Here is a 24183-nt window from a genome sequence, read left to right on the forward strand (position 1 = left end):
GACGACGTCAGCCGGCCGTGACCGGTGCGAGCGCGGGCCAGCGGGGGCTCAAGTTGTCGCCCGAGGAGGTGCCGGTCAGGCGCCGCTTGACCCAGGGGGCGGCGTACGCCTTGACCCACTCGACGTTGGCGGCGCGGCGGTCCCGGCCCGTGAGCACCGGCCGCTCGGTCAGCTCGAGCGGACGCAGGTCGTGCTCGATCCCCAGCGTGTCGAGCACCGCGATGGCCATCCGTTGGTGACCCGCGCTCGACATGTGCATGCGGTCGACGTCCCAGAGCCGGTCGTCGCGGTAGTCGCCGAGGCGCCAGAAGTCGACGAGCGTGGTCCCGTGCCGGTCTGCGACCTCGCGGACCAGCTCGTTGTAGATCGCGAAGCGGCCCCGCAGGGCGCCGAAGACCGGCGCGTCACCCGGGTCGTACGCCGTGAACATGACGACCCGCGCGCCGGTCTCGGTGAGCCGGCCGATCGCGTGGTCGTACGACTGCATGAGCCGGTCGATGTCGACCCGGGGCCGGAGCACGTCGTTGGCACCTGCGTAGATCGTCACCAGATCGGGCTGCATCGCGATCGCCGGGTCGATCTGCTCGGCGACGATCTGCAGGAGCTTGCGGCCGCGGATCGCGAGGTTGGCGTAGGCGAAGTCGTCGCCCTTCAGCACCTCGGCGACGCGGTCGGCCCAGCCGCGCACGCCATTGGGTCGAGTGTTGTCGGGATCGCCGACGCCCTCGGTGAACGAGTCGCCGAGGGCGACGAAGCGGGAGAAAGTCACCCGCTCAGGATACGTGGGCGCCGGCCGCGGACCGGCCTCAGTCGAGCAGGCCCTTGCGGCGGGCGATCGCCGCGGCCTCCGTGCGCCCGGCCGCCCCGAGCTTGGCGAGGATGTTGGACACGTGGACCGAGACGGTCTTGGTGCTGATGAACAGCCGCGAGCCGATCTCACCGTTGCTGCGTCCCGCTGACACCTGCTGCAGCACCTCCAGCTCGCGAGGGGTGAGCTCGACCTCCGAACGCGCCTTGCCGCCGAGCGCCGCGATCTCGGCCAGCAGCGGCTTGGCGCCGAGGGAGCGTGCGGTCTCGCGTGCCGCGGCGAGGCACGAGCGCGCCTCCTCGTCGCGTCCGGTCGCCAGGAGCAGCGCCGCCAGCCGGGTCGCCGACCGAGCCTCTTCGAACGGCTGCCCGAACGCTGCGAACGCCGCGACCGCGTCGCGCCAGGCCCGCTCGAGCTCGTCGGCGGACGGCGCGTCAATGCCGGTCACCCAGCGCAGCCGCGCGGCCTCGGCGGTGAGGCGCAACCGCCAGGCGTGACCCTCGGGCCCCATCGTCGGATTGGCCTGCGCGACCTCCGCGGCCAGGGCCTCGAGGCCCGCGGCCTCTTCGAGCAGATCCGCGTGCTCGGAGCGGGCGAGATCGGCCGCGGCGGTCGCCATCTGTCCCACGACGAGGGCGCCGAGGCGTACGTGCGCCATGAACAGGTGACCGTCCCAGACCCGCTCGATGATCTCGGCGACGTCACGGCGCACGGCACGGGCCGCGTCGAGGTTGCCGCTGTCGCCGTGCAGATCGATCAGCGCGGCACCGCTGTGCACGGCCAGGGCGATGTCACGCTCCCAGACCCCTCGCAGTCGCGGCTCCTCGACCAGCGCGTCGACCTCCCCACGCCCCGCGGCGACCATGAGCGCCTCACCTGTGAGGATCGCGTCGGCGAGCAGGGGCGCACCCGTGCCCACGTCCTGCAGGGCGAGCGCCTCGTCCCAGCGACCACGGATGTAGCAGATCACCCCGGCGAATGCCTTGCCGTCGAAGCCGTAGGGGGCCCACGTCCGGCCGGTGGCCTGGGCGCGCGCCATGGCCGCACGGAAGGCGGCCTCGGCGGCGTCGAGGTCGCCGGCGTTGAGCAGGACGAAGGCGAGGTTGTGCAGGCCGCGCAGCTCGCCGAGGACGTTGCCGTCCTTGCGGGAGCTCTCGATCAGCTCGTCGTAGCGTTGCCGCGACTTGTCCAGATCGCTGCCGCCCGTGCGCGACAGCACTCGCGCGAGCGTCACGGTGACCTCGGCGACGATGTCGTTCGCGCCGAGGTCCTCGGCCATCGCGACCGCGTGCTCGCCGAGCTCGAGGGCCTCGTCGTCGCGCCACGCGTCGGCGAGCACCGCGGTCCGCAGCGCCTCGGCCCGCGCCCGCAGCACCGTGCGCTCCGGCCCGACCACCTCGAGCACCTCCTGGCTGACACGTGCGGACTCGGCGTCGCGCTCGGCGATCAGCGCCATCGTGCCGATCGGGATCATCAGCCGGGCCCGGTCCTCGGCCGAGGTGGCGGCGGGCAGCGCCTCGAGGTGCTCGTTGAGCAGGGCGAGCGCGCGGAGCAGGTGTCCCGACGTCATCCACGAGTCCGCGGCGGCCACAAGCAGGCCGATGACGTCCGTGCCCTCGGGTGCGGACCCGAGCAGGTCGAGCGCCTGCTCGTAGTGCCGCGCGGCCTCGTCGTAGCCCGACAGGCGTACGGCCGACTCCCCCGCCTCGACGCTGGCGACGAACGCCCGCGTGAGCTCGCCGGCGGCAGCGGCGTGCATCGAGATCTCCGCCGCGGACCCGTGCGACCCGTCGGCGGTGAGCACGTCGAGATAGGCATGGTTGATGCGGCGGCGCTCACCGGGCAGCAGGTCGTCGCGGACCGCCTCGGCGAGCAGCGCGTGCCGGAACGCGTACGCGTCGCCGTCGACCTGGGTCATGATCTTGTGGTCGATCGCCGAGCGGATCGCCTCGTCGAACACCGGGCCGGGCAGACCCACGACCTGCGACAGCACGCGGTCGCTGACCCGTCCGCCCGAGCAGGACGCCGCCCGGACGACCTGGCGTGCCTCGTCGTCGAGCCGGTCGAGCCGGATCAGCAGCAGGTCGGCGAGCGTCTCGGGCAGCATCGCCCGGGAGTCGGCCAGGCCCGCGTCGAGGAGCTCCTCGGCGAAGAATGCGTTGCCGGCGGCGCGGCGCACGACCGCCGAGAGACCGTCGCCCGCCAGGTCGGAGGCACCGCGCGCGCGGACGAGATCGGCGACGGCGACGTCGTCGAGAGGGCTGAGCTCGACTCGCCGCACAGCGGGCAGCCGCGCCCACTCGGCGATCGCCTGGCGCAGCGGGTGCCGCCGGTGCAGGTCGTCGGCGCGGTAGCTCACGACGACGTGGACGGGGTGGGTGAACAAGTAGGACAGGGCGTACCGGATGAGGTGCCGGGTCGAGGCGTCCGCCCAGTGGGCGTCCTCGATGACCAGCAGGAGCGGCTGCTCGGCGGCCAGGAGGTCGAGTCCCGCGACGACCGACGCGAACAGCTCGGACCGATCGACACCGGCGGACTGCTCGGCGCTCGGCCACGGCAGCAGCGGGGCGAGCGCCGGGAAGCGGGCCGCGAGCTCGTCACGCTCGGCGTCGTCGATCGACGCGAACGCCTCGGCGAACGGCTGATAGGGCATCGCACTGTCGCCGAGGTCGAGGCAGTGGCCGGCCACGACGCGATGGCCGGCCGCCCGGGCCCGCTCGGCGAGCTCACGCAGCAGCCGCGTCTTGCCGATGCCCGCGTCGCCGCCGAGAAGCACCGCCGCGGGATCCCCGGCGAGCACGCCGGAGGCGACCAGGAGCTGCTCGAGCTCGGCCGCGCGGCCGAACAGGGGCGTCGAAGGGGTGCGGTCGGTCGCCATGGTGTCCATGATGGCCGATGCCGCAGACGTTTCGGCAGGGACGAACGATGAGGGTTTCCGGCAGCTGGAGGTGCCCCTAACCCTCATCCTCGGTCCCCCCGGCGCCGGGCCGGGACGGACGATGAGGGCTTGGGGCAGCAACGGCTACCGCAAACCCTCATCGTTCGTCCGCCCGTGGGCCGGGCAGTCGTGGGCTAGCGGAGGGTCTTCTTGCCTCCGTGCAGGAGGGTGATGAGCTGCGCGACCTTGCCGTCGGTCTTGGCGTCACGGGCGAACGACGTCAGGAGCATGGGCGGGTTGAACCGCTGCCGGGTGATGGACTTGGCGTACGTGAACTCCTTCAGCCCCTCGGGGCCGTGGATGCGCCCGAAGCCCGACTGACCCACCCCGCCGAACGGCAGGGACGGCACGCCCGCGAAGGCGATGATCGAGTTGACCGACGTCATGCCCGAGCGGATCTGCTTGGCCACCTCGAGGCCACGCTTCTTGGAGAACACCGCGCCTGCGAGACCGTACGACGTCGCGTTGGTCAGCCGGATCGCCTCGTCCATGTCCTTGACCGGGTTGACCGCCAAGGTGGGCCCGAAGGTCTCCTCGGTCATCTCGGTGGAGTCCTCGGGGACGTGCGTGAGGATCGTCGGCTGGACGAACCGCTCGCCGATCGCGTCGGGGCCGCCGAGGGCCACGTGGGCACCCTTGGCCACCGCGTCCTCGACGTGGCTGCGGATGACGTCGAGCTGCGACGGCATCGTGATCGGGCCGATCTTCGCGCCCGCGTCGGCACCCGCGCGCAAGCCCTTGGCCTGGTCGAGGATCTCGCTCATGAACTGGTCGAAGACGCGCTCGTGGACGTAGACGCGCTCGGTGCCGATGCAGGTCTGCCCCGCATTGGACATGCCGCCCCACAGCGCCGCCTCGGCGGCCTTGGCGATGTCGGCGTCCTCGTCGACGATGAACGAGTCCTTGCCGCCGGCCTCGATGATGACCGGCGTGAGGTTCTCGGCGCACGCCGCCATGACCTTCTTGCCCGTGCGGCCCGAGCCGGTGAACGCGAGCTTGTCGATCGCGGCCGTGCACAGCGCGTTGCCGGTCTCGCCGAGCCCCGTGACGACCTGCAGCACGGGGCGGCCCTTGACGACCTCGGTGAACGTGTCGGCGAGCCACTGGCCCACGCCGGGGGTGTACTCGCTCGGCTTGAAGACCACGGTGTTGCCGGCAGCGAGGGCGTACGCGATCGAGCCCATCGGCGTGAAGACCGGATAGTTCCACGGGCCGATCACGCCGACCACCCCGAGCTGGCGGTACTCGACCGTCGCGGCCTGGTTGGCCATCAGCAGACCCGCGCTGACCCGGTGCGGGCCGAGGACCTTCTTGGCGTGCTTGGCGGCCCACGCGACGTGGTCGATCGCCAGGACGATCTCGAGCTGCGCATCGCTGTGCGGCTTGCCGGTCTCGCGGTGCGCGAGATCTGCGAGCTGAGCGATGCGACGGGTGATCACGCTGCGCCACGTGAGCAGGAAGTCCGCGCGCTCGTCGAACGACAGGTTGCCCCACCAGTCGGCGGCCTCACGGGCCCGGGCCACGGCCGCGTCGACCTCGGCCCCCGACGCGATCGGGTGGGTGCCGACGAGATCGCCGTTGGCCGGGTTGAACGAGTCGAACGTCGCGCGGGGAGCGTCGTTCGTCGTGGTGTTCTCGAGCGTTGCGGTCATCGTGACTCCTTGATGAGGTCGGCGCACTTCTCGCCGATCATGACGGTGGGGGCGTTGGTGTTGCCGCGCGGGACCCGCGGCATCACGGAGGCGTCGGCGACCCGAAGGCCCTCGACGCCGTGGACGGTGAGATCGGGACCGACGACGCTGCCCTCGACCGTGCCCATCGCGCACGTGCCGACCGGGTGATAGAGCGTCTGGCCGAGAGCACCGATCGTCTCGATGATCTCGTCGTCGGTCGGCTCGGCCGAGGACGGGAGCCACGGCTCGTCGACGTACTTGGCGATCGGCCCCTCGCGCAGGATGGCCAGCGCGGTCCGGTAGCCGCCGATGATCGCGTCCAGGTCGGCCCGGTCGTCGAAGTAGCCGGGCTCGATCTCGGGGTGCCAGCTCGGATCGGCCGAGCGGAGCCTGATGTGGCCCTTGCTCTGCACGTTGACGAGCGTCACGGCGGTCGTCAGGGCACGTCGCACGGGCTCGTGCATCCCGTTGTCGTAGAACCCGGTCGGCGCGACGTGCAGCTGGATGTCGGGCAGGTCGAGATCGTCGCGCGAGGAGTAGAACGCGCCGGTCTCGGCCACGTTGGAGCTGAGCGGCCCCTTGCCCGTGGCCTTCCACTTCACCAGGTTGCCGAGACCGAGCATCTCGGCGACGTCCGTCGTGTCCTTGGTGTAGCTGAGGATGCCGGAGACGGGGTGGTCCTGGAGGTTCTGGCCGACCCCCGCGGACTCGACCGCGACGTCGATGCCGAGCGAGCGCAGGTGCGCGCCGGGACCGATGCCCGAGAGCATGAGCAGCTGCGGGCTGTTGATCGCCCCACCGCTCAGCACGACCTCGGCGTCGGCCCGCGCGACGTACGTCTGCCCGTCGCGGGCGTACGCGACGCCGACGGCGCGGGTACCCTCCAGGACGATCCTGGTCACGAAGGCCTCGGTGAGGATCGTCAGGTTGGGCCGCCCGGCAGCGGGACGGATGTAGCCGTCCGCGACCGACCAGCGCCGGCCCTTGCGGCACGTGACCTGGTACGACCCGATGCCCTCCTGGTCGACGCCGTTGAAGTCGTCGTTGCGCTTCAGCCCGGCCGAGACCCCGGCCTCGATGAACGCGGTGCTCAGCTCGTGGTTGTAGGTGCGGTCCTCGACGTGGAGCGGACCGCCCTGACCGTGGAACGGATCGCCCAGGCGGGTGTTGTCCTCGGCCTTCTTGAAGTAGGGCAGGACGTCGTCGTGGCCCCAACCGGTCGCACCGTACGCATCGCGCCACTCGTCGTAGTCCGCGTGGTTGCCGCGGATGTAGATCATCGCGTTCATCGAGGAGCACCCGCCGAGCGCCTTCATGCGTGGCCAGTACGCGCGCCGGCCCGCGAGGTGCTTCTGCGGGGTCGTCTCGTAGTTCCAGTCCCACTTGGTCTTGAACAGCGTCGAGAAGCCCAGCGGCATCCGGATCATGTCGTCGTCGTCTGCCGGACCGGCCTCGAGGAGCAGGACGCTGACCTGCGGATCCTCGGTGAGCCGGGACGCGACCACGCCACCGGCGCTGCCGGAGCCGATCACGATGTAGTCGTAGCGCTCGTCGGCCATCGCTGCCCTCGTTGTCATTGGTGACGTGGGCCACAAACCTACTGCGGGTATGACGATGACACAACCACTGTCACGGTTTGAGCGCGACTTTCGCCGCGCGCGCGAGGCGCTCACCCAGCTCACGGCGACCCGAGCGGTCGACCGGGACCTCGAGCACCCGGAGGCCGGCGACGTCCTGCGCGAGCGCCTCCGCGAGCTCGCGCGGGCGGACCACCCGGTGCGACACCCCGTAGCCCGCGCACAGCGCGCCGATGTCCGCGCCGGTCGGCGTGGCGTAGATCCGCTCGAACGAGGCCGCGTAGTCGGGCCCGCCCTGCTCGAGCGTCGAGAAGATGCTGCCCCCGTCGTCGGACGCCACCACGACGGTCAGGTCGGGACGCGGCTCCTGCGGACCGATCAGCAGGCCGTTGCTGCCGTGCAGGAACGTCAGGTCGCCGACGTACGCGATCGCCCGGCTGGACGGCCTGGCGAGCGCTGCGCCGATCGCACTGGACAGGACGCCGTCGATGCCCGCGAGCCCGCGGTTGGCGATGATCAGGCGCTTCTCGCCGACCGGGTAGGGGCGGGCGACGAGGTCGAGGTCACGGATCGGGCTCGACGAGCCCACGAACAACAGGCCGCCCGGCGGGACGGCCGCGTTGACGGCCTTCGCGACGTCGTACGGCGTGGTGCCGTCGAGCTCGGCGTCGATCGCTGCGGTGGCGAGCGCGTCGGCAGCCTTCCACTCATCGAGCCACGACCGCGGCCCGGGCCCGGCGATCGTCACCCGGTCCGCGAACGTCACGTTGCCACCGGCCGGGACCGGGAACGTCGACTGGCCGCCCACGTGGACGATCTCGACGTCGGTGCGGGCCAGGAGCCGGGACACGGGCCGACTGAGGGTCGCGTGACCGAAGCTGACGACCCGCTCGATCCGGTCGGCGAGCGGCGGGTGCCCCAGCAGCAGGCGGTACGCCACGATCGCCTCGTCGCCGTTGCGCGAGCCCGAGCTCGGCTCGGCCAGCAGCGGCCAGCCGCCCTCCAGCGCCGCGATGCGAGCCGGCTGGCGGGCGTCGTCCCCCGCGACGACGACGGTGCGGGGCCCCGGGGCCAGGACGACCGGATCCGGATCGGGCCGGGCCGCGCCGACCGAGAACGCCGGTCGCAGGTCCCACTCGACCGGCTCGATCAGCGGCTCGTCGAGCTCGAGGTTGAGGTGGGCGGGCCCTCCCGCGATCTGCGTGACCCGCTCGATGAACGGCACGCCGGGGAAGATCTGCCGCTGGTCGGTCGTCTGGTTGGCGCCCGTGCCGCGCAGGCGTCCCGGCCGGTCGGCCGTGATCGCGAGCACCGGGACGTCGGCGTGGACGGCCTCGAGCATCGCGGGGTGCAGATTGGCCACCGCGGTGCCCGATGTCGTCACGACCGGCACGAGGCGATGCGACGCCTTGGCCAGGCCAAGGGCCAGGAACGCGGCCTCCCGCTCGTCGACGCGGACGTGCAGGCGGATCAGGCCCTGCTCGTCGGCGGCCGCGAGCGCCAGGGCGAGCGGCCCCGAGCGTGAGCCCGGCGCCAGCACCGCGTCGGTGACCTTCCAGCCCAGCAGGGCGTTGACGAGCCGCCGGGCGACGCCGACCGATCGCTGCTTGCTCATGCGAGCACCGCCCGCACGGCCGAGAGCCTGGCCTGCCACCGCGCATCGGTCTCCCCGTCGGCGGCCACCGCCGCGTACGCCTCGAGGTCGACGGCTTGGCGGCCCACGGGCAGGTAGCCGTCGACCGGGACGAGCGGCGAGGCGACGACGTCGCCGTCCAGCAGCGAGGTCGTGCCGAGCCCGCACGCGTACGGCAGCTCCGGCAGCGCGGCGGCGAGCGCGAGCCCCGCGGCCAGCCCGATCGAGGTGTCGACCGCGCTGGAGACGACCACCGGCAGGCCGATCTGCTCCGCGATCCGCAGGGCGGCGTGGACACCCCCCAGCGGCGCCACCTTGAGCACCGCGACGTCCGCGGCCTCGAGCTCGACCACGCGGAACGGGTCCGCAGCGCGACGGATCGACTCGTCGGCCGCGATCGGCACGTCGACCCGGCGGCGCACCGCGGCGAGCTCCTCGACCGTCGCGCACGGCTGCTCGACGTACTCCAGGCCTCCGGCCGCGAGGTCGATCGCGTTGATGGCCCCGAGGGCCTCGTCGACCGACCAGCCGCCGTTCGCGTCGACCCGCACCCGGCCGGCCGCGCCGAGCGCGTCGCGGACCGCCTCGACCCGCGCGACGTCCTCGGCCAGCGACTGGCCCTTCTCGGCCACCTTGACCTTCGCGGTGCGGCAGCCGCTGTGGCGCACGATGTCCGCGGCCTGCTCCGGGCCGACCGCGGGCACGGTGCAGTTGACCGGGATCCGGTCGCGCAGCGCAGCAGGCCACTCCCGCTCCGCGGAGTCGATCGCGGCGGCGAGCCACGGGGCGCTCTCGCGGGCGTCGTAGTCCAGGAACGGGCTGAACTCGGCCCAGCCGGCCGGGCCCTCGATCAGCATGCCCTCGCGGCGGGTGATGCCGCGGAAGCGGACCGGCATGGGGATCGCGAAGGTACGAGGCTGCACGACTGGCAACTTACCGTCACGACCGTAACGTGGACGGCATGAGCCGAATCGCGATAGTCGGAGGCCACGGCAAGATCGCCCGCCTCCTGATCCCCCTTCTCGTCGACGGCGGGCACGTGCCCGTCGCCCTCATCCGCAACCCCGACCACACCGCCGAGCTGGAGTCGGCCGGCGCCGAGGTCACCCTCCTCGACATCGAGGCGTCCGACACCGACGACTTCGCCCGCGCCTTCGACGGCGTCGACGCCGTCGTGTTCGCCGCCGGCGGTGGCGCCGACGGCAACATCGAGCGCAAGAAGACCGTCGACCTCGGCGGCTCGCTGAAGTCGATCGACGGTGCGGCCCGCGCCGGCGTGACCCGCTTCGTGCAGATCTCCGCGATGGGCGTCGACGAGCCGCTCGCGGACGACACCGAGGACACCTGGGTCGCGTACGTCGAGGCCAAGCGCGACGCCGACGTCGCCCTCCGGGAGAGCAGCCTGGACTGGACGATCGTGCGTCCCGGCGGTCTGACCGACGACCCCGGCACGGGCTCGATCACCCTGGCCGAGAAGGTCGACCGCGGGCAGATCCCCCGCGCCGACGTCGCAGCCCTCATCGCCGCGGTCCTGCCCGACCGCTCGACGTACGGCAAGCAGTGGGAGGTCATCAGCGGCGACACCCCGATCGCCGACGCGATCTCCTCGGCGAGCTGAGCCGCACCGACTCTCAGCCCGCGTCCCCCTGCAACGCCCGGCGGTCGACCTTGCCGCCGGGCAGCAGGGGCAGCTCATCCAGCAGCACGACGTCCCGAGGGGCCCAGCTCCGCGGCAGCCCGCGCTCCTGGACCGCGTCCCGCAGCGCGTCGAGGCGCAGCCCGTCGAGGCACACCGCATCGGCCGGCACGACGTACGCCACGACCCGCGCGCCCCACTCCTCGTCCGCGGCACCCAGCGCGATCGCATCGCGCACGCCGTCGACCTCGCGCAGGGCGCGGGTGACCGCGGGCAGCGCGATGTTGACCCCGCCGCTGATGACCACGTCGTCCGACCGCCCCGTGACCCGCAGCCTGCCGTCGACGATCTCACCGAGGTCCGCGGTCGCGAACCAGCCGTCGCGCAGCACTGCGGCGGTCGCGGCGGGATCGGCATAGCCGTCGAACAGCACGGGGCCCGCGAGCAGCACCTGCCCCGTCTCGTCGACGCGCATCTGCACGCCGTCGAGCGGGACGCCGTCGTAGACGCAACCACCGCACGTCTCGCTCATGCCGTACGTCCGCACGACGTTGACGCCCTCGAGCGCGTCGAGCAGGTCCTGGGGCGCCGCGGCCCCGCCGATCAGGAGCGCGTCGAGTGACCTGAGGACATCGACTGAGCCGCTCTCGACCAGCCGGTGCGCCTGGGTCGGCACGAGCGATGCGTAGCGCCGTTCGCCGGGGATCGCGCGGATCGCGTCGGCCAGCGACGGGTGCTCCGCGGCGTGGACGGGCTCGAGGCCCGCGAGCGCCGAGCGCACCAGCACCTGCAACCCGCCCACGCCCGTCACCGGCATCGCCTGGAGCCAGCCACCCGGCCCACCGAGCCGGGCCAGGCTCGCCCGCGCCGAGGCGAGCACCGCGTCGTGGGACAGGATCACGTCCTTGGGCTCGCCCGTGCTCCCGGACGTACGGATCACGATCGGCTCCCCGCCCTCGCGGACCCACTCCTCGACCAGGGCGAACACCTCGCGCGGCTCGCCCGACACCGGACGCAGGCTCGCGCTCACGCAGGCTCCCCCGGCACGGCCGGGACGTCCAGCGGACGCTTGAGGTACGTCCACGGGAACCACATCGAGCCGATGCGCTCCCAGCCCGCCGCCTCCAGGTCCTTGACCCGGCCGCTGCCCACCACGGCCCGGCAGTGCTCCCACTGGACCGGCGACTTCTCGACGTCGTGGAACAGCGGGCCGAAGCCGACCGAGTGCCAGCCGTGCCGGCCCCACTCGTTGAGCTGGTCGATCTCGGTGAACGCCGTGAGGCCGACCAGCTGGCGGTGCTCGGCGGTGCCCGGGATGACCGTGGGACGACGGCCGAAGCGCTGCTGAGCCGCCTGCCGGGACATGCCCAGAGCGGTGCCGATGGCCTCCCAGCTCAGGCCGGCCGCGCGGGCGGAGGACACCGCCGCCAGCAGCAGCGTGTTGGTCTCCTCGTGCGCGCGGCGGGTGATCACGACCAGGTCGAGGTGCGCCTCGGGCTCCTGCTCGAGGCGTTGCTCGAGGCTGGGGTCCAGCTGGGCGACCGCCCGTGCGATCAGGTCCGAGAGCTCCGCGTCGTCGATCGCCATGGCGTCAACGCTAGCTTGACACCGAAGCCGCGTCAATCGGAGGTTGACAGGTCGGGCGAGTGGCAGACTGGTGCGTCATGACCGCCACCCACTCCCCCGCCCAGCTCTGGATCGCCGGAGCGCGGCCGCGCACCCTGCCCGCCGCGGTCGCACCCGTCCTGGCCGGCACCGGCGCGGCGGCGTACTCCGACTCCGTGGTGTGGTGGAAGGCCCTGCTGGCCCTGGGCGTCTCGCTCGCGCTCCAGGTCGGCGTCAACTACGCCAACGACTACTCCGACGGGGTCAAGGGCACCGACGACAACCGGGTCGGTCCGCTGCGTCTCGTCGGCTCCGGGCTGGTCCCGGCCAAGCGGGTCAAGGCGGCCGCCCTCCTGTTCCTCGGCATCGGCGGCGTGCTCGGGTTCGTCCTGGCCGCGACCTCGAGCTGGTGGATGCTGCTGGTGGGCGTCGCGGCGATCGGTGCCGCGTGGACCTACACCGGCGGCCCGTCTCCCTACGGCTACCGCGCGCTCGGCGAGGTCAGCGTGTTCGTCTTCTTCGGCCTCGTGGCGGTGCTCGGCACGGCGTACGTGCAGGTCGAGGAGATCACCGCGCCCGCGGTGGCCGCCGCGATCGGCATCGGCGCCCTCGCGTGCGCGATCCTGGTGGCCAACAACCTGCGCGACATCCCCACCGACTCGGTCACCGGCAAGCGCACGCTCGCGGTCGTCCTCGGCGACGCGGGCACCCGGAGGCTCTACGGCCTGCTCATGCTCGTCGCGATCGGCGCCCTCGTGTGGGCTGCGTTCTCGACCCCGTGGGCGCTCCTCGGCCTGCTCGCCCTGCCGCTGATCGGTCGCGCCGCGAGCATCGTGGCGTCCGGGGCGCAGGGCATGGCGCTGATCCCGGTCCTGCGCGACAGCGGGCTCATCGAGCTCGTGTACGCAGCGGGGCTCGCGATCGGCCTGGCGATCGGCGGCTGACGTGCTGCGCGTCGCGGTCGTGTCCGACACCCACGCCCCCCGGTTCTGGAAGGCGATGCCCCCCGCGGTCGCCGAGCAGCTCACCGACGTCGACGTGATCCTGCACGCGGGCGACGTGTGCGTCCCGTCGGTGCTCGACGAGCTCGCGGCGTACGCGCCCGTGCACGTCGTCGCGGGCAACAACGACGGTGCGGACGTGACCGCCTGGGGTGCGCCGGAGACGCTCGAGCTCGAGCTCGACGGCGTGCGCATCGCGATGATCCACGACTCGGGCCCCAAGCAGGGTCGTGCGGCGCGGATGCGCCGGCGCTTCCCCGACGCGGACCTGGTCGTGTTCGGCCACTCGCACATCCCGTGGGACACCGAGCAGGACGGTCAGCGGCTGCTCAACCCGGGGTCGCCGACGGACAAGCGCCGGCAGCCGCGCGGCACGATGGCCCGCCTCGTGCTCGACGCCGGCCGGATCGTCTCGCTCGAGCTCGTCCCCACGACCTGAGCCGCTAGACCTGCGGCAGCACCCCGGTCGCGGAGAACTCCTCGAGCGCGGCGGCGTACGGGGCGATGTCGATGCCCTTGTCGGCCAGCCACGCGTCGTCGTAGTAGGTGTGCGCATAGCGTTCGCCGCCGTCGCACAGCAGGGTGACGACGCTGCCCTCCTGGCCGTCCTCGACCATCTGCCCGATCACGCCCAGCGATGCCCACACGTTCGTGCCGGTGGACCCGCCGACCGGACGCCCGAGGATGCGCGAGACCCAGCGCATCGTGGCGAGGGACGCCGCATCGGGCACCCGGACCATGTCGTCGATGACCCCGCCGACGAACGACGGCTCGATCCGCATGCGGCCGATGCCCTCGATGCGCGACGGGCTCGATGTCGTGACGTCGGAGCGGTCGGACTCCCAGCCCTCGAGGAATGCCGAGTTCTCCGGATCGGCCACCGCGATCCGCGTCTCGAAGCGGCGGTAGCGCACGAAGCGCCCGATCGTCGCGGACGTGCCGCCGGTGCCCGCGCTCACCACGATCCAGCTCGGGCAGGGGTGACGCTCGGCGGACATCTGCTCGTAGATCGACTCCGCGATGTTGTTGTTGCCCCGCCAGTCGGTCGCCCGCTCGGCGTACGTGAACTGGTCCATGTAGTGCCCGCCGCACGCGGTCGCGAGATCGCGGGCGACGTCGTACACGGTGCCGGGATCGTCCACGAGGTGGCAGCGCCCGCCGTAGAACTCGATCAGCGCGATCTTCTCGGTGCTCGTCGAGGCCGGCATCACGGCGACGAACGGCAGGCCGATGAGCCGCGCGAAGTACGCCTCGCTGACCGCCGTGGACCCGCTGGACGCCTCGATCACGGTCGACGACGGGTTGATCCAGCCGTTGCACAACGCGTACAGGAACAGCGACCGCGCGAGGCGGTGCTTCAGGCTGCCCGTGGGGTGGACCGACTCGTCCTTGAGGTACAGGTCGATGCCCGGGACCGGGATCGGCAGGACGTGCAGATGGGTGTCGGCGCTGCGGTTGGCGTCGGCCTCGACCCGGCGGATCGCCTCGGCGATCCAGGCCCGGCTCTCAGTCGACGTCTTCGGCACGGCGGGACTCCTCCAGCCGCGACGACATGCGCTCGGCGCGTGCGTGGACGTCCGCCGCGAGGCGCGCCCGCAAGCCTGACAGCGCGAAGATCGAGATGATCGAGGAGATCACCAGCGCGATCAGCAGCACGAAGATGTTGACGACCTCGGTCCGCTCGAAGAAGATCGGCGCCGCGAACCACACGACCGCGAACACCACCGCGAAGACCGCGAACCGAGCCAGGGTGTAGGTCCAGAATGCCTTCATGCTTCCAGCCTAATCGGTCGCACACGCGGTTCATCCTGCCGGTTGTGAACGCCCCGATACGGTGGGCACATGGGGAAGGCAGTTCTGGTCGTCATCGGCGTCGTCGTGTTCGTGTACGCGGTGTTCGACCTGGTGGCGACCCCCAAGTCGCGGGTCAAGCTGCTCCCCAAGATCCTGTGGTTCGTGATCCTGCTCGTGCCGATCGTCGGGCCGCTGCTGTGGATCTTCTGGGGTCACATCGGGGACGCCCCGCCCAAGCCCCGCAGCTCGGGCGGCTGGTCTCCCCCGCCGGGGCCCCGAGGACCCGACGACGACCCCGATTACCTGCGCGGACTCTGAGCGCGCCGCGGCCGCTCAGTCGTCCCAGCGGAAGACCCGCGCCGCGATCGCGGTGACGACGATCGCGAAGCCGAGCAGGATCGCCATGGGCACGAGCGCCGCGGACGGCCCCTCCCCACGCACCATGGTGTCGAGCATCCCGTCGTTGAGGTGCTTGAGCGGCAGCACCTTGCTCACCGCCGTGACGTAGCCGGGCGCCCCGTCGAGGGGAAAGAACGAGCCGGACAGGAACGCCATCGGCAGCACCACGAAGTTGGCGATGCCGACCGCCGCCTCCTCGGTCCGGGCCACGGCCCCTGCGAGCAGGCCGATCGCCATGAACGCCAGGGTGCCGCAGATCAGGAGCGGCACGATCATCGGCCACGAGCCGGTCAGCCGCAGCCCGAACAGCACCATCCCCACCCCGAGGAAGATCGCGGCCTGGACCACCGCGATCGCGATCGACACGGCGACGCGCGCCGTGACGACCGAGCTCGTCGAGATGGGCGCGAGTCGCAGCCGGCGCAGGAGCCCGTTCTTGCGCCAGACCACGAGGTTGGTCGCGGCGCCGAAGGTCGCGCCCGACGCGATCGCCCAGCCCATGAGGCCCGGCGTGTAGTACTGGATCGCCTTCAGCGACTCGTCCTCGACCTGGTCGGTCGTGAGGGTGAACTTCGGCTTCTGCCCCGTCTCGGCGATGTTGGCCGACTGGACGATCGCCTGGAACGTGCCCTGGACCGTCGCGGCCTGCACCTGGTCGGCCCGCGAGTAGCGGACGAGCAGGTCGTCGCCGTCCTGGGAGATGACCGCGTCGGCGTCCCCCTTGCGCACCTTCTCGATCGCGTCCTCCAGATCGGACGACTTGGTGATCTCCAGGCTCTCGTCGAGGTACGTCTTGAGCTGCTTGGGCGTCTGGTCGAGGACGGACACCGGGCCGACCTGGATGATCTCGGACCGGGACGTCCCGTCGTCGGTGAAGAGGCCGCCGAACAGCACGAGGAACATGAGCGGGAAGATCACCGCGAAGAAGAACGCCATCCGGTCGCGGAAGAAGCCCTTGAGCATCGCGCGGGCCAGGCTGCGGAAGGCGGTCATGCGCGGTACTGCCGGCCGGTGAGGTCGAGGAAGACGTCCTCGAGGGAGGCGCCCTTGACGCTGAGGCCCGCGAGCGCGTCGCGGGCGGCGAGATCGCTGAGCACCCGGGAGGCGTCCCGCGTCGTGATCGTGGTGCCGGAGCCGTCGACCTCGACCACGTCGCTGCCCGCGACCGCCTGGGCGTCCTGCGCGGACAGCGTGCCCGGCGCGAGGCTGATCCGCACGGGCGCGTCGAGCCCCCTCACCAGGGCGGCCGGGGTGTCCATCTCGAGGATCTTGCCGGCGTCCATGATCGCGACCCGGTCGCACAGCACCTCCGCCTCGTCCATGTAGTGCGTCGTCAGGATCACGGTCCTGCCGGAGGCGTTGATCGTGCGCAGCACGTCCCACAGGTTGTGCCGGGCCTGCGGGTCGAGCGCCGCGGTGGGCTCGTCGAGGAAGACGACCTCGGGGTCGTGGATGAGGGCGCACGCGATCGACAGCCGCTGCTTCTGGCCGCCGGACAGGTCCTCGGTGCGGACGTCGGCCTTGTCGACCAGGCCGACCTGCTCGAGCATCTCGTCGGTGCGTCCCGCGGGCACCCCGTAGAGCGCGCCGAACGTGTCGAGCTGCTCGCGGGCGGTCAGCCGCTCGAAGAACGAGGACGCCTGCAGCTGCACCCCCATGCGGCGCTGCAGCTCGGGCTCGCGCTTCCACGGCTCGTGCTCGTCGATCCGCACGGTGCCACCCATCGGCTTGCGCAGCCCCTCGACCATCTCCAGCGTCGTGGTCTTGCCCGCCCCGTTGGGCCCGAGCAGCCCGAAGAACTCCCCCGGCGCGACCGTGAAGCTCACCCCGTCCACCGCCCGCACGTCCCCGTACGTCATGACCAGCCCCTCGGCCCGAATCTCCACACCCATCCCCCGACCCTAAGCCCCGTCGTCGGTTTCCCACGGGACCGTGGGGTTTGTGCACTCCCCTCGCGTCTCAGCGCGCGGGACGTGCACAAGACGCTCGGGAAGTGCGCCCGTCCACAGGACGTCCCCGCGGCCCCGGCCGTCCACAGGCGGCCCGCGACCCCCTCCCCCAGCCTGCTCACCCTGGCGAGCATCGACGGATGAACCTCGACGACCTCATCGCCACCGGCCGCGGCTACGTCACGCGTGGACAGTTCCTCGACAGCGGATACGACGACCGCGACATCCGGGCGGCGGTCCGCACGGGTCTGCTGCGGCGACGTCGCCAGGGCGTGTACGTGCACGCCGCGACGTTCGACGTCCTCTCACCCGAGCAGCAGCACATCATCGACGTACGATCGGTGGCCGACAAGCTCGGCCCCGCCGTCGCGATCAGCCACCAGTCGGCCTGCGCGATCCACGGGGCCGCCATGTACGGGACACCCCTGGACCGCATCCACGTGACCCGTCTCGACGGCGCGGCCGGGCGCACCGCCCACGGGATCGTGCACCACGAGGGACGCATCCTCCGTGACGACGACCTCGAGGAGATCGACGGCATGCTGGTGGTCAAGGCGCCGCGGGCGATCTTCGAGCTCAGCACGACCGGCACGGTCGAGTCGGCCATCGTCGTGATGGACTCCGGACTGCACCTCGCCCTCACGACGCCCGAGCAGCTGGCCGATCTCGGCGACCGGTTCGAGAGCTGGCCGGGAGCGCGCCGGGCCCGCTACGCCGCGTCGCTCGCGGACGGACGCGCGGAGTCACCCGGCGAGTCACGCTCGCGCTACCTGTTCCGCCGGCACAACCTGCCGACGCCCCAGCTGCAGGTCCCTGTCCACGACGAGGACGGCGAGCTGATCGGCTGGACCGACTTCGGCTGGATCGAGTACCGGCACCTCGGGGAGTTCGACGGCAAGGTCAAGTACGGCGGGCTGTCGGACGATCTGCGTACGCCGCAGGAGATCGCGTTCGCCGAGAAGAACCGCGAGGACCGGATCCGCCGCCAGCTGTTCGGGGTGAGCCGATGGACGTGGCGGGAGATCGACCCCTCACGCGAGCACGCGACGGTGCGCCGCATCGAGGGCGAGCTCCACCAGTCGCGCCGGCTCTACACCCGGAACCGCGTCATCATCCCGCTCGACTGACCACTTCCCGCGCGTCCTTGTCACTTCCCTCGCGTCGTGACCCGCGGGAAGTGACCAAACCCCACGGTCCCGTGGGAAACCGGCAACGGGGGGACCGGCGCGGGGCTACTTGGCGTAGGAGTGGAGGCCGCCGACGAAGAGGTTGACGCCGACGAAGTTGAACACGAACGTCGCGAAGCCGATGAGGGCGAGGATCGCGGCGGCCTTGCCCTTCCAGCCGGCGGTCGCCCGGGCGTGCAGGTAGCCCGCGTAGACGACCCAGGTGATGAACGCCCAGACCTCCTTGGGGTCCCAGCCCCAGTAGCGTCCCCACGCGTACTGCGCCCAGATCGGCCCGGCGATGAGGGCCGCGAAGGTCCAGATCGGGAAGCCGAACGCGTGCACGCGGTACGCGAGCTGGTCGATCTTGGCAGCGGGCGGGATGCGCCACAGGAAGCCCGTGCGCTCGCCCTCGGGCGTCGTGCGCTCGGCCTTGGCCTTGACGAGGTAGAGCACCGACGCCGCGGCGCCGACGAGGAAGGCGGCACCCGCGATCATCGCGCCGAGCACGTGGATCACGAGCCAGTACGAGTGCAGTGCGGGGACGAGCGGTCCCGCGGGCACGAAGACCAGGGCGGAGGCGCCCAGCACGACGGTGCCGGCACCCGTGATGATCGGTCCGACCCAGTCGATGTCCCAGACCCGCACCAGCACGACGTACGCGATGAGGGCGGCCAGGGTCGAGGCGCAGCCGAACTCGTACATGTTGCCCCACGGCACGCGCTCGGCCGAGAGCCCGCGCGCGACCACGCCGGCGAGCAGCACGACGGTCGCGAGCTGCGTGAGCGAGAAGCCGATGCCACCTGCCATGTTGCTGCGCTGGACCGGGTCCGACGCAGGAGCCGGAGCCGGCTCGCCGTCGGTGAGCACCAGCTCGCGGTCCGGGGCGACGCCCCGCGCGAGGCTCCACTGCAGGACGTACGCCACGAAGGCGAGGGCCAGGATGCCGGTCGCGGAGGCGACAGCGTAGTTCGAGAACTGTTCGTACTGAGCGAGCGTCATGCCTGCACTCTTTCGTCGGTGTGCGTGAGCGAGTCCTTCAACCGCTCCAGGAAGTCGTCCAGGTCAGCGGGCAGGTCATCACGGGGCACACGGTCCAGGACGGCGACGTCCACCACGGTACGTGAGCCGTCCCGACGAGTGCGAATCCAGGTCCTGCGCGGCTTGACCGTCAGCGAGACCATGAGACCGATCAGGCCCGCGATGATGCCGATCAGTGGCACCTTGACCAGCGGGGCCGAGCTGATCTGGAACCGCGCGAACTGCGCGACCTCGACGAACTCGATCGTCCCGCCGTCGGGCAGGTCCGCGGTCTGACCGGGGGCCAGCGAGATCCGCAGGTTCTTGCCGTCCTCCTTGTACTGCGTCATGTCGGACTTGTCGAGGATGAAGACCGACTGCGGAGTGCCGTCGTCCAGGCCGAGATCGCCGTGCCAGACGTTGAACGACAGCAGCGGGTTGGCAGCGGCCGGGTGGACCGAGATCGAGACGCCGTTCTGCTCCGCGGCGGTCGGCAGGAAGAAGCCCTGGAAGCCGAGCTGCTCGGGCTGCGCGTCCGGCACCTTCAAGATCCCGTTGGAGGTGTACGTCGCATCGGCCGGCAGGAACGGCACCGCGTCGTCGAAGACCACGTCGCCCTTGCTGTCGGTGACCTTGAGCACCGGCGCATAGCCCTGGCCCACGAGGTAGACCGATGTGCTGCCGATCGACAGCGGGTGGTTGACCGTGATGTCGAACGGCTTCTCGGCCGAGCCGGGCTCGGAGGTGTACGTCCCCTGGGCGCGGAACTCACGCGGGGCGCCGGCCTGCTGGCTGCCGAAGGGCTGGAACCGGGCGGTCATCTTGTCGAGGGTCAGCGCGAACGGCGGCAGGTCGCCGTTGGTGAACAGGGCGCCCGCGCTGAACTCGTCGTACTGGGTCAGCGAGTTGGCGAACTGCCCGCCGTCGTCGGTCACCATGACCGAGCCGCGGTAGCCGAACAGCGTGCCGATCGCGACGCCGATCAGCACCACGACGATGCTGACGTGGAAGACCAGGTTGCCGGCCTCGCGCAGGAAGCCCTTCTCCGCGCTGACCTCGTGCACGCCGTCGCGGTCCACGACGTCGACGCGGGAGCGGCGAAGGACGCTGCGGGCGGCGGTCACCACCTCCTCGGGCGAGCGGTCGGTCTCGAACGAGGCCGACGCCGGCAGGCGCGAGAAGTTGCGGGGCGCGCGCGGCGGACGTGCCCGCAGCGCGCGGAAGTAGACGAACGAGCGGGGCAGGATGCAGCCGATCAGCGACACCATGAGCAGCAGGTAGACCGCGCTGAACCACGGCGAGCTGTAGACGCTGAAGAAGCCGAGGTCGTCGAGGATCGGCGCACTCTTGGGGTGGTCCAGGAAGTACGCCTCGACGGCGCGCGCGTCGACCCCGCGCTGCGGCACCAGGGAGCCGGGGATCGCTGCGATGGCGAGCAGCAGGAGCAGGAACAGCGCGGTGCGCATCGACGTCAGCTGACGCCAGAACCACCGGGTGAGCTCGCGGCGGCCGAGGGCCGGGACCGCGTTGGAGGTCCCGCCCCGGCTGGGACGGTCCTCGGTGGTGGGACGCTCGTCGACGCTCATACGGGAGCCTCGAATCCGCCGACCCAGGTCTGCATCTCCCCGACCAGGTCGTTCCACCAGCCGGTCACGAGCATGATCCCGACCGCGATGAGCAGGGAGCCGCCGATGATCGAGACGGCGCGTTGGTGACGGCGGAACCACGAGAGGGCATGCATGAACTTTCCGAAGCCGAGTGCTGCCAGGACGAAGGGGATCCCGAGGCCCAGGCAGTAGGTGAATGCGAGGAAGGCGCCGCGGGCCGCGGTCGCGTCATCCGTCGCGAAGGACAGGCCGAGCACCGCGGCCAGGGTGGGCCCGATGCACGGCGTCCAGCCGAGACCGAAGAAGACGCCGAGGACCGGCGCGATCGCCAGGCCGACGGCCGGGACGGCGTGGACGCGGCCCTCGCGCTGCAGGAACGGCACGAAGCCGATGAAGACGAGCCCCAGCAGGATCACCAGGATGCCGGTGACGACCGCCAGCGTGTCCTGGTACTGGCGCAGCTCGAGGCCCACGGACCCGAACAGCGCTCCACCGAGGACGAACACCACCGAGAAGCCGAGGACGAACAGCAGCGCGCCCGCGAGCAGCCGCCCGCGGCGCGCCGACTCCAGGTCCTGCGCCGCGACCCCCGAGACGTACGAGAGATAGCCCGGCAGCAGCGGCACGACGCACGGGGAGAAGAACGAGACGAGCCCCGCCAGGATCGCCACTGGCGCCGCGAGGAGCAGGTTGCCGGAGGAGACGGTGTCGCTGAACCAGTCGGTCACGCGGTGCTCTTCTGGACGTCGTCGATCAGGTCCGCGAGCGTCGAGGCGCTGACCTTGTCGAGGATCCGGGCGGCCACGCGCCCCTTGGAGTCGATGATCCACGTGGTGGGGATCGCGATGCTCGGCAGGCTGTCGTTGAAGCCGAGGTCGAGCTGACCGCCCTGGTCCTTGAAGCTCGGGTACGTGATGCCCTTGCGGCGGTTGAACGCGATCGCGGTCGCGGGGTCCCTGGTCTTGGTCAGGACGCCGACGAACTGGACGCCCTTGTCGGCATACTGCTCGGCCACCTCGTCGAGAGCGGGCGCCTCGGCGCGGCACGGCGGGCACCACGGCCCCCAGAGGTTGACCACGATGGTCTTGCCCGCGAAGTCGGCGGTCGACAACGGCTTGCCCTCGAGGTCCTCGCCCTCGAGGACCGGCGCGTCCTTGCGGTCCGCGGGGTCGACGCGGGTGATCGAGCCGTCACCCGACACGTAGCCGTCGGTGGTGCCCCGGTTGCCGGAGCCGCCGCACGCGGCGAGCAGGGCGAGGGCCCCGATCGCCGCGACGGTCCGGGCGCGGAAGCGGTGGGTCATCGGATCAGGCTCCGCCGACGACCTTGCCGCGCAGCGGTGCGGGCAGCAGGTCGGCCGCCGGCTCACTGTAGGTGCAGCCCACGAACTCGTCGCCGTCGAACGTGAGGCTGGTCAGGCTCGCGAGCGTGCACTGACGCTTGCGCGGATCGTGCACGAAGGTCTTCTTCTCGTACGCCCGGCGGGCGATCCAGACCGGCAGCTGGTGCGACACGATGACCGCCTCGTGCCCGCGGGCCGCCTCACGCGCGTCGTCGACCGCGGCCGTCATGCGCGCGGCGATCTCCTTGTAGGGCTCACCCCACGACGGACGGATCGGGTTGCGCAGCATCCACCAGTTGCGGGGGTTGGTGAACGCGCCGTTGCCGACGCCGACGGTCTTGCCCTCGAAGAGGTTGTCGGCCTCGATGACCCGATCGTCGGTGTGGACCGGCACCTCGAGCAGCTTGGACAGCGGCTCGGCGGTCTGCTGCGCGCGCTCGAGCGGCGAGGCGACCATGTGCACGATCTCGTTCTTGGACAGGAAGTCCGCGGCCCGGGCGGCCATCTGGTGCCCGAGGTCGGACAGCACGAACTCGGGCAGCCGCCCGTAGAGGACACCCTCGGGGTTGTGGACCTCGCCGTGGCGCATGAGGTGCACGATCGTACGTTCGGACATGGATTTCCTAGCTCTCGGTCGTGGCCTGGGCAGCGGCGCGCGCGGCACCGGGCAGTGCCTCGGCAATTCTAGAGAGTGCCTCCTCGTCGTGGGCAGCCGAGACGAACCAGCACTCGAATGCGCTCGGCGGGAGATACACGCCGGCGTCCAGCATCGCGTGGAAGAACGGCTTGTAGCGCCACGCCTCCTGCGCCTGCGCACCCGCGAAGTCGGTGACCGGCGCGTCCACGCCCCAGAAGACGCTGAACATGTTGCCGGCGTTCTGCAGGACGTACGGCAGGCCGGTCGGGTCGAGCGCGTCCCGCACCAAGGACTGCAGCTGCGCCGAGACGGCGTCGAGACGCTCGTACGCCGCCGCGTCCGCGAGCCGCAGCGTCGTCAGGCCCGCAGTCGTCGCGATCGGGTTCCCGGACAGCGTGCCCGCCTGGTAGACCGGGCCGACGGGTGCGAGCTGCTCCATGACGTCGCGCCGTCCACCGAATGCCGCGGCCGGGAAGCCGCCGCCCATGACCTTGCCGTACGTCACGAGATCGGGCGTCCAGCCCTCGCGCTGACCGTCCAGGCCCCAGTGACCCGCCCGGGTGACCCGGAAGCCGGTCATCACCTCGTCACTGATGAACAGCGCGCCGTTCTGTGCGCAGATCTGTGAGAGGAACTGGTTGAAGCCGGGCTCGGGCGGGACGACGCCCATGTTGCCGGCCGCGGCCTCGGTGATGAGGCACGCGATCTGGTCGCCGTGCTCGGCGAACGCCGCCTCGACCGCAGCCCGGTCGTTGTAGGGCAGCACGATCGTGTCGGCGGTGACGTGGGCGGGCACGCCCGGCGTCTCCGGCAGGCCGAGCGTGACGACACCGGAGCCGGCCTGGGCCAGCAGCGCGTCGACGTGTCCGTGATAGCAGCCGGCGAACTTCACGATCTTGTTGCGCCCCGTGAAGCCACGAGCAAGACGGATCGCGGACATCGTCGCCTCGGTGCCGGAGGAGACCATGCGGACGCTCTCGGCGGAGGTCCGGTCGACGATCTCCTCCGCCAGCAGCACCTCGGGCTCGCTGGGCGTCCCGAACGAGGTGCCGCGGGCGGCCGCCTCGCCGACCGCTGCGATCACCTCAGGGTGGGCGTGGCCCAGCAGCATGGGGCCCCACGAGCCGACGAGGTCGACGTAGCGGCGGCCGTCGACGTCCGTGAGCCACGCACCCCGGCCGGAGGCCATGAAGATCGGGGTCCCGCCGACGGCACGGAACGCCCGGACCGGCGAGTTGACGCCGCCCGGCGAGACGGCACGGGCGCGGTCGAAGAGCTGCTGCGAGGCGGGTGTCGGGGTCACAGGACCATTGTCTCTCGTCGCACAATCTCCCGGACAGGCGGCTTCTCAGGGCGTGACCCCCGGCGCGCCGGCTCGTTGAACCGGTGACTGCAGGG

At 71.5% G+C, this 24183-nt stretch carries 23 protein-coding genes; 5 read left to right on the forward strand and 18 right to left on the reverse strand.

The window, feature by feature from the left end; translation table 11 throughout:
* Positions 1-7: 7 nt before the first annotated feature.
* The 6 genes from GEV26_RS15715 to GEV26_RS15740 form a co-directional block, all read right to left on the reverse strand.
* Positions 8-769, reverse strand: a complete 762-nt coding sequence (locus GEV26_RS15715; RefSeq protein ID WP_153654514.1) for an SGNH/GDSL hydrolase family protein — start codon at positions 767-769, stop codon at positions 8-10.
* Between the two features lie 37 nt (positions 770-806).
* Positions 807-3686 carry a helix-turn-helix transcriptional regulator gene (locus GEV26_RS15720; RefSeq protein WP_194839891.1) on the reverse strand — a complete coding sequence of 960 codons (2880 nt, stop codon included), beginning with the start codon at positions 3684-3686 and terminating at the stop codon, positions 807-809.
* 194 nt (positions 3687-3880) lie between these two features.
* Positions 3881-5398, reverse strand: a complete 1518-nt coding sequence (locus tag GEV26_RS15725) for an aldehyde dehydrogenase family protein (RefSeq protein WP_153654516.1) — start codon at positions 5396-5398, stop codon at positions 3881-3883.
* Positions 5395-6978: a GMC family oxidoreductase gene (locus GEV26_RS15730; protein ID WP_153654517.1), complete on the reverse strand. Its 1584-nt coding sequence runs from the start codon at positions 6976-6978 to the stop codon at positions 5395-5397. Before GEV26_RS15730 ends, GEV26_RS15725 begins: the two co-directional genes overlap by 4 nt.
* 70 nt (positions 6979-7048) lie before the next feature.
* Positions 7049-8611, reverse strand: coding sequence for a 2-succinyl-5-enolpyruvyl-6-hydroxy-3-cyclohexene-1-carboxylate synthase (menD, locus tag GEV26_RS15735; protein WP_153654518.1), 1563 nt, complete (start codon positions 8609-8611; stop codon positions 7049-7051).
* Positions 8608-9552, reverse strand: a complete 945-nt coding sequence (locus tag GEV26_RS15740) for an o-succinylbenzoate synthase (protein ID WP_153654519.1) — start codon at positions 9550-9552, stop codon at positions 8608-8610. Before GEV26_RS15740 ends, menD begins: the two co-directional genes overlap by 4 nt.
* Before the next feature lie 38 nt (positions 9553-9590).
* Between GEV26_RS15740 and GEV26_RS15745 the strand changes: the two genes are divergently transcribed.
* Entirely contained in the window at positions 9591-10247 is a 657-nt protein-coding gene (locus tag GEV26_RS15745) for an SDR family oxidoreductase (protein ID WP_153654520.1), read from the forward strand.
* A gap of 13 nt (positions 10248-10260) precedes the next feature.
* On the opposite strand, the gene GEV26_RS15750 is transcribed toward GEV26_RS15745, so the two are convergent.
* On the reverse strand, positions 10261-11295 hold the full coding sequence (locus tag GEV26_RS15750) for an AMP-binding protein (RefSeq protein WP_243838782.1): 1035 nt from the start codon (positions 11293-11295) through the stop codon (positions 10261-10263).
* Positions 11292-11852, reverse strand: coding sequence for a hypothetical protein (locus GEV26_RS15755; RefSeq protein ID WP_153909961.1), 561 nt, complete (start codon positions 11850-11852; stop codon positions 11292-11294). Before GEV26_RS15755 ends, GEV26_RS15750 begins: the two co-directional genes overlap by 4 nt.
* Before the next feature lie 77 nt (positions 11853-11929).
* Here GEV26_RS15755 and GEV26_RS15760 point away from each other — a divergent pair, with 77 nt between their 5' ends.
* Together GEV26_RS15760 and GEV26_RS15765 are read left to right on the forward strand one after the other, a co-directional pair.
* Positions 11930-12814: a 1,4-dihydroxy-2-naphthoate polyprenyltransferase gene (locus GEV26_RS15760; RefSeq protein WP_153654521.1), complete on the forward strand. Its 885-nt coding sequence runs from the start codon at positions 11930-11932 to the stop codon at positions 12812-12814.
* Position 12815: 1 nt separating this feature from the next.
* Positions 12816-13310 (forward strand): metallophosphoesterase family protein, encoded by a 495-nt coding sequence (locus tag GEV26_RS15765; protein ID WP_243838783.1) that lies wholly within the window; start codon positions 12816-12818, stop codon positions 13308-13310.
* A gap of 4 nt (positions 13311-13314) precedes the next feature.
* Here the strand turns inward: GEV26_RS15765 and cds1 are convergent, their stop codons facing one another.
* Both cds1 and GEV26_RS15775 read right to left on the reverse strand, forming a co-directional pair.
* A complete protein-coding gene (cds1, locus tag GEV26_RS15770) occupies positions 13315-14397 on the reverse strand; it encodes an L-cysteine desulfhydrase Cds1 (protein WP_153654522.1) in 1083 nt (360 codons plus the stop codon).
* Complete coding sequence (locus GEV26_RS15775; RefSeq protein WP_153654523.1) at positions 14378-14644, reverse strand: DUF4229 domain-containing protein; 267 nt, start codon at positions 14642-14644, stop codon at positions 14378-14380. The genes cds1 and GEV26_RS15775 overlap by 20 nt, the downstream gene beginning before the upstream one ends.
* 69 nt (positions 14645-14713) lie before the next feature.
* Between GEV26_RS15775 and GEV26_RS15780 the strand changes: the two genes are divergently transcribed.
* Positions 14714-14983 carry a PLDc N-terminal domain-containing protein gene (locus GEV26_RS15780; protein WP_153654524.1) on the forward strand — a complete coding sequence of 90 codons (270 nt, stop codon included), beginning with the start codon at positions 14714-14716 and terminating at the stop codon, positions 14981-14983.
* A gap of 15 nt (positions 14984-14998) precedes the next feature.
* On the opposite strand, the gene GEV26_RS15785 is transcribed toward GEV26_RS15780, so the two are convergent.
* Both GEV26_RS15785 and GEV26_RS15790 read right to left on the reverse strand, forming a co-directional pair.
* A complete protein-coding gene (locus tag GEV26_RS15785) occupies positions 14999-16057 on the reverse strand; it encodes an ABC transporter permease (protein ID WP_153654525.1) in 1059 nt (352 codons plus the stop codon).
* Complete coding sequence (locus GEV26_RS15790) at positions 16054-16956, reverse strand: ABC transporter ATP-binding protein (RefSeq protein WP_153654526.1); 903 nt, start codon at positions 16954-16956, stop codon at positions 16054-16056. The genes GEV26_RS15785 and GEV26_RS15790 overlap by 4 nt, the downstream gene beginning before the upstream one ends.
* A gap of 197 nt (positions 16957-17153) precedes the next feature.
* Here GEV26_RS15790 and GEV26_RS15795 point away from each other — a divergent pair, with 197 nt between their 5' ends.
* The gene (locus tag GEV26_RS15795) at positions 17154-18140 is read left to right on the forward strand and encodes a type IV toxin-antitoxin system AbiEi family antitoxin domain-containing protein (protein WP_153654527.1); all 987 of its coding nucleotides are present in this window, start codon (positions 17154-17156) and stop codon (positions 18138-18140) included.
* Positions 18141-18245: 105 nt separating this feature from the next.
* On the opposite strand, the gene ccsB is transcribed toward GEV26_RS15795, so the two are convergent.
* Genes ccsB through hemL form a run of 6 tightly spaced genes read right to left on the reverse strand, consistent with a single transcriptional unit; the run spans position 18246 to position 24088 of the window.
* The gene (gene ccsB / locus GEV26_RS15800; protein ID WP_153654528.1) at positions 18246-19181 is read right to left on the reverse strand and encodes a c-type cytochrome biogenesis protein CcsB; all 936 of its coding nucleotides are present in this window, start codon (positions 19179-19181) and stop codon (positions 18246-18248) included.
* Positions 19178-20785 carry a cytochrome c biogenesis protein ResB gene (gene resB / locus GEV26_RS15805; RefSeq protein ID WP_153654529.1) on the reverse strand — a complete coding sequence of 536 codons (1608 nt, stop codon included), beginning with the start codon at positions 20783-20785 and terminating at the stop codon, positions 19178-19180. Before resB ends, ccsB begins: the two co-directional genes overlap by 4 nt.
* On the reverse strand, positions 20782-21534 hold the full coding sequence (locus tag GEV26_RS15810) for a cytochrome c biogenesis CcdA family protein (protein ID WP_153654530.1): 753 nt from the start codon (positions 21532-21534) through the stop codon (positions 20782-20784). The genes resB and GEV26_RS15810 overlap by 4 nt, the downstream gene beginning before the upstream one ends.
* Positions 21531-22109, reverse strand: a complete 579-nt coding sequence (locus GEV26_RS15815; protein ID WP_153654531.1) for a TlpA family protein disulfide reductase — start codon at positions 22107-22109, stop codon at positions 21531-21533. Before GEV26_RS15815 ends, GEV26_RS15810 begins: the two co-directional genes overlap by 4 nt.
* Positions 22110-22113: 4 nt before the next feature.
* Complete coding sequence (locus tag GEV26_RS15820; protein ID WP_153654532.1) at positions 22114-22764, reverse strand: histidine phosphatase family protein; 651 nt, start codon at positions 22762-22764, stop codon at positions 22114-22116.
* Between the two features lie 7 nt (positions 22765-22771).
* Complete coding sequence (hemL, locus tag GEV26_RS15825; RefSeq protein WP_153654533.1) at positions 22772-24088, reverse strand: glutamate-1-semialdehyde 2,1-aminomutase; 1317 nt, start codon at positions 24086-24088, stop codon at positions 22772-22774.
* Positions 24089-24183 lie beyond the last annotated feature (95 nt).

The sequence above is a fragment of the Aeromicrobium yanjiei genome (genome assembly GCF_009649075.1).
Classification (GTDB): Bacteria; Actinomycetota; Actinomycetes; order Propionibacteriales; family Nocardioidaceae; genus Aeromicrobium; species Aeromicrobium yanjiei.